This window comes from Streptomyces sp. NPDC057654, from assembly GCF_042800135.1.
GTDB lineage: Bacteria > Actinomycetota > Actinomycetes > Streptomycetales > Streptomycetaceae > Streptomyces.
The window spans coordinates 1-4,823 of sequence record NZ_JBHVHQ010000671.1 but is presented as its reverse complement, the minus strand read 5'-3'; the positions used below and the strand labels follow the sequence as shown (position 1 = coordinate 4,823).

Annotated in this window: 4 protein-coding genes; 1 reads left to right on the top strand and 3 read right to left on the bottom strand. The window is 68.7% G+C overall.

From position 1 onward, the window contains the following. Positions 1-25: 25 nt before the first annotated feature. Genes ACFU99_RS33350 through coxB form a run of 3 tightly spaced genes read right to left on the bottom strand, consistent with a single transcriptional unit; the run spans position 26 to position 3,122 of the window. The gene (locus tag ACFU99_RS33350; RefSeq protein ID WP_384399176.1) at positions 26-424 is read right to left on the bottom strand and encodes a cytochrome c oxidase subunit 4; all 399 of its coding nucleotides are present in this window, start codon (positions 422-424) and stop codon (positions 26-28) included. Beyond that, positions 421-2,157: a cytochrome c oxidase subunit I gene (gene ctaD, locus ACFU99_RS33345; protein WP_384399174.1), complete on the bottom strand. Its 1,737-nt coding sequence runs from the start codon at positions 2,155-2,157 to the stop codon at positions 421-423. The genes ACFU99_RS33350 and ctaD overlap by 4 nt, the downstream gene beginning before the upstream one ends. Continuing rightward, entirely contained in the window at positions 2,154-3,122 is a 969-nt protein-coding gene (gene coxB / locus ACFU99_RS33340) for a cytochrome c oxidase subunit II (protein WP_384399172.1), read from the bottom strand. The genes ctaD and coxB overlap by 4 nt, the downstream gene beginning before the upstream one ends. A gap of 269 nt (positions 3,123-3,391) precedes the next feature. Between coxB and ACFU99_RS33335 the strand changes: the two genes are divergently transcribed. After that, on the top strand, positions 3,392-4,795 hold the full coding sequence (locus tag ACFU99_RS33335) for a cysteine desulfurase/sulfurtransferase TusA family protein (RefSeq protein ID WP_384399170.1): 1,404 nt from the start codon (positions 3,392-3,394) through the stop codon (positions 4,793-4,795). The last annotated feature ends 28 nt before the right edge of the window (positions 4,796-4,823 follow it).

Below are 4,823 nucleotides of genomic sequence, written 5' to 3'. Positions count from 1 at the left end.
GTTCCGCGCTGTGCGCCGAAGAGAGCTACTGGTTCGCGTTCTCTCCGCGGTAGTACTCGAACACCCAGCCGAAGAGACCGGCCATGATGAACGGGGCCGAGAAGAACATCAGCCACCAGCCGAAGATGATGCCCATGAAGGCGAGCGCGCCGCCGAGCCCCAGGGACAGCGGCTGCCAGCTGTGCGGGGAGAAGAAGCCCAGCTCACCGGCGTCGTCGGCGACGTCCGCGTTCTTGTTGTCCTGCGCCCCGGCGTCCACCCGGCGAGCCGTGAAGGCCAGGTAGTAGCCGATCATGATGCTCAGGCCGAAGGCCATGAAGAGCGCCGTGGTGCCGGCGGCCTCCTTCGACCACACGCCATAGACGATCGCCATGACGAGGATGAAGAGGGCGAGCCAGATGAACATCCGTCCTTGGATCTTCACTTGCCGGCCTCCTTGCCGCCCGCGAGAGCCTTGTCATCCTGCGGCCCGTGCGCGTTCTCCAGCTGGTCGAGCGCCGCGATCTCCGGGTGGTGCAGATCGAACGCCGGGGATTCGGAGCGGATGCGCGGCAGCGTGAGGAAGTTATGCCGCGGCGGCGGGCAGGAGGTCGCCCACTCCAGCGAGCGGCCGTAGCCCCACGGGTCGTCGACCTCGACCTTCTTGCCGTACTTGGCGGTCTTCCAGACGTTGTAGAAGAACGGCAGCATCGACAGGCCGAGCAGGAACGAGCTGATCGTCGAGATGGTGTTCAGCGTGGTGAAGCCGTCCGCCGCGAGGTAGTCCGCGTAGCGGCGCGGCATGCCCTCGACGCCCAGCCAGTGCTGCACCAGGAACGTGCCGTGGAAGCCCACGAACAGCGTCCAGAAGGTGATCTTTCCGAGCCGCTCGTCCAGCATCTTGCCGGTGAACTTCGGCCACCAGAAATGGAAGCCGGAGAACATCGCGAAGACCACGGTGCCGAAGATGACGTAGTGGAAGTGCGCGACCACGAAGTACGAGTCGGAGACGTGGAAGTCCATCGGCGGCGAGGCCAGGATGACGCCGGTCAGACCACCGAAGGTGAAGGTGATCAGGAATCCGACGGCCCAGAGCATCGGTGTTTCGAAACTCAGTGAGCCCTTCCACATGGTGCCGATCCAGTTGAAGAACTTCACACCGGTCGGTACCGCGATCAGGAAGGTCATGAAGGAGAAGAACGGCAATAGCACGCCGCCCGTGACGTACATGTGGTGCGCCCAGACGGTCACCGAGAGACCGGCGATGGAAATCGTCGCGGCGATCAGCCCGATGTAGCCGAACATCGGCTTTCGGGAGAAGACCGGAATGACCTCGGAAATGATGCCGAAGAATGGCAGCGCGATGATGTACACCTCTGGATGGCCGAAGAACCAGAAGAGGTGCTGCCAGAGCAGTGCGCCGCCGTTGGCGGCCTCGAAGATCTGGGCGCCGAACTTGCGGTCCGCCTCCAGCGCGAGCAGCGCGGCGGCCAGCACCGGGAAGGCCAGCAGGACCAGCACACCGGTCAGCAGGACGTTCCAGCAGAAGATCGGCATCCGGAACATCGTCATGCCGGGAGCGCGCATGCAGATGATCGTGGTGATGAAGTTGACCGAGCCGAGGATCGTGCCGAAGCCCGAGAGGGCCAGACCCATGATCCACATGTCGGCGCCGACGCCGGGCGAACGGATCGCGTCCGACAGCGGGGAGTAGGCGAACCAGCCGAAGTCGGCCGCGCCGTCCGGCGTGAGGAAGCCGCCCACCGCGATGAGCGAGCCGAAGAGGTAGAGCCAGTAGGCGAACATGTTCAGCCGCGGGAACGCCACGTCGGGCGCGCCGATCTGAAGCGGCATGATCCAGTTCGCGAATCCGGAGAACAGCGGCGTCGCGAACATCAGCAGCATGATCGTGCCGTGCATCGTGAACGCCTGGTTGAACTGCTCGTTCGACATGATCTGCGTGCCGGGACGGGCGAGTTCGGCGCGCATGAGCAGCGCCATGACGCCGCCGATGCAGAAGAACGCGAACGACGTGACCAGATACAGCGTGCCGATCGTCTTGTGGTCGGTGGTGGTGAGCCACTTGACCACGGCGGCGCCGGGTTGCTTCTGGCGTACGGGCGGTGCTGCCGGAGCCGTGTCGGCGGCGGCACCCTGGGGTTCGTTGAGGATGCTCACTTGTTCTTGGTCTCCGCGTTCTTCGCGTGATCCGTCTGCGCGATGCCCGCCGGCTGGTAACCGGTCTGGCCCTTCTGCGCGAGCTCCTCAAGGTGCGCCTTGTACTCCTTGGGAGAGACGACCTTGACGTTGAAGAGCATGCGCGAGTGGTCCACGCCGCACAGCTCGGCGCACTTGCCGAGGAAGGTGCCCTCCTTGTTCGGGGTCACCGTGAAGCTGTTGGTGTGCGCCGGGAAGACGTCCTGCTTCATGAGGAACGGCACCACCCAGAACGAGTGGATGACGTCCCGCGAGGTGAGGACGAACTGGACGGTCTCGCCCTTCGGCAGCCACAGGGTCGGGCCCGGGTTGTTCGTGTCCGGGTCCCTCGTGGCCGGCGTGCCGACCTCGTAGACGCCGCCGGCGTTCTGGGGAACCTTCGCCAGGTACCGGTCCGGGATGGCGGACAGTTCCTTGTTGTCGCGGAGCGGCTTCGTGGGCCGGGGACTGCCCTTCACGTCCTCCATGTAGTTGAAGGCCCAGCTCCACTGGAAGCCCACCACGTTCACGACGTGGTCCGGCTTCTTGGGGTTGGTCATCAGCTTGTTCTCGTCACGGGCGGTGAAGTAGAAGAGCACCGCGACGACGATGATCGGGACCACGGTGTACAACGCCTCGATCGGCATGTTGTACCGGGTCTGCGGGGGAACCTCGACCTTGGTCCTGGAGCGTCGGTGGAAAATGACACTCCACAGGATCAGGCCCCACACCAGTACGCCCGTGGCGAGCGCAGCCGCCCACGAGCCCTGCCACAGGGAGAGGATCCGCGGCGCCTCTTCCGTGACGGGCGTGGGCATTCCGAGGCGGGGGAAGTCCTTGGATGTGCAACCGGTGGCGGTCGCCAGGACCAAGCCCGCGGCCAGCGCCTGCAGCAGCTTCCGCCGCACCGGGCGCCGCGACGAGCGGTCGGAGCCGTTGGGACTCACGTAGCGCCTTCCCGAGAGTCTCGCCCGCGGTTCCGGCTGCGGCCGTCTGAAGGGTCGGTCGCCGGCCCGGCGCGGGCAGGGGTTTGGATGTTTATGCGGACCAAACCCTACTGGACGCTATTTGGGGTCGCGCGGGGAGGGTGCCCAACGCGCCGCGGTACTCCCCGAAGGGGTGGAATCCCCGCCTCCGCGAGCGATCTGGAGGTCCGTCAGCTCGGCGTACGGCCCATGCGCACCGCCCGCGGGGACCGGGCGCTAGCGTTCGGGACGTGCCCTACTTCGATGCCGCGTCAGCCGCCCCCCTGCACCCGGTCGCCCGCGAGGCGCTGCTCGCCGCGCTCGACGAGGGATGGGCCGACCCGGCCCGGCTCTACCGCGAGGGCAGGCGCGCCCGGCTCCTGCTGGACGCGGCGCGCGAGGCCGCCGCGCAGGAGGCGGGGTGCCGCCCCGACGAGCTGGTCTTCACCTCCTCCGGGACGCGCGCCGTGCACGACGGGATCGCCGGCGCGCTCGCCGGACGTCGGCGTGTCGGCCGCCACCTGATCGTGAGCGCGGTCGAACACTCCTCGGTACTCCATTCGGCCGCGGCCCACGAGTCGGCGGGCGGTTCGGTGACCGAGGTCGCGGTGGACCGTACGGGCCGGGCCGACCCGGCGGCGTACGCGGCGGCGCTGCGCGACGACACCGCGCTGGCCGTCCTCCAGAGCGCCAATCACGAGGTGGGCACGGAGCAGCCGGTGGCGGAGGCCGCCGAGGCGTGCCGGGCGGCGGGCGTGCCGCTGCTCGTGGACGCGGCCCAGTCGCTGGGCTGGGAACCCGCCCCCGCGGGCTGGTCACTGCTGACCGCGAGCGCGCACAAATGGGGCGGCCCCTCGGGGGTCGGGCTGCTGGCCGTACGGAAAGGGGTGCGGTTCGCGCCCCGGGGACCGGCGGACGAGCGGGAGTCGGGGCGCGCGCCGGGCTTCGAGAACCTGCCCGCCATCGTGGCGGCGGCGGCGTCGCTGCGGGCCGTACGGGCGTCCGCCGAGGCCGAAGGCGCGCGGCTGCGGGCGCTGGTGGACCGGATACGGGCACGGGTGCCGCACCTGGTGCCGGACGTCGAGGTGGTCGGCGACCCGGTGCGCGGGCTCCCCCATCTGGTGACGTTCTCCTGTCTCTATGTCGATGGGGAGACATTGCTGCACGCCCTGGACCGGGCCGGGTTCTCCGTGTCGTCCGGTTCCTCGTGCACGTCGAGCGCGCTGACGCCGAGCCATGTGCTGCGGGCGATGGGGGTGCTCTCGGAGGGCAATGTGCGGGTGTCGCTGCCGACGGGCACGGACGAGGAGGACGTGGAGCGCTTCCTCGCGGTGCTCCCGGAGACGGTGGCGTCGGTCCGCGACAGCCTGTCCGCGCCGTCCCCTTCTTCTTCTGCCGTCGATTCCCCCGCCGCCCGCTCCCCCGCCGCCCCGGAACTGGTCGTCGACGCGCTCGGCAAGCGCTGCCCGCTGCCGGTCATCGAGCTGGCCAAGGTCATCGGGGACGTCCCGGTGGGCGGGACCGTCACGGTGCTGGCGGACGACGAGGCGGCGCGCCTGGACATCCCGGCGTGGTGCGAGATGCGCGGCCACGACTACGCCGGGGAGCGCGCGGCGGACCGCGGCACCGCTTATATGGTGCGGCGCCGGGCATAGGACACGGCCCCTCCCGACGGGAAGGGGC